The organism is Mesorhizobium sp. M8A.F.Ca.ET.181.01.1.1 (assembly GCF_004792025.1).
Classification (GTDB): domain Bacteria; phylum Pseudomonadota; class Alphaproteobacteria; order Rhizobiales; family Rhizobiaceae; genus Mesorhizobium.
Genome location: NZ_SRTV01000126.1, coordinates 1 through 347, shown reverse-complemented (window position 1 = coordinate 347; position 347 = coordinate 1). Strand labels below are relative to the sequence as shown.

General features: G+C 65.4%; 1 protein-coding gene. It reads right to left on the bottom strand.

The window, feature by feature from the left end; translation table 11 throughout:
• On the bottom strand, nt 1-347 hold a 347-nt coding region (locus EN824_RS33875), incomplete at both ends, for an aminotransferase class III-fold pyridoxal phosphate-dependent enzyme (protein ID WP_135933192.1).

Below are 347 nucleotides of genomic sequence, written 5' to 3'. Positions count from 1 at the left end.
AACAGGCCGCGCCCGCGAATGTCGCCGATATGAGGATGATTGCCGAAGCGCTCGCCGAGCCGGCGCGCCAGATGCGCGCCCATGGCTTTCACATTGTCGAGCAACTTGTCGCGGGCAATGACCTCCTGGACAGCGAGCGCGGCGGCACAGGCCATCGGATGGCAGATATAGGTGTGGCCGTGCTGGAAGAGCCCTGAGCCGTTGGCGAAGGCGTCGAAGATTTTCTGGCTTAACAGCACCGCGCCAATCGGCTGATAGCCGCCGCCCAGCCCCTTGGCGATCGTCATCAGGTCGGGTGCGACGCCATCCTGCTCGCAGGCATGCAGCGTGCCGGTGCGGCCCATGCC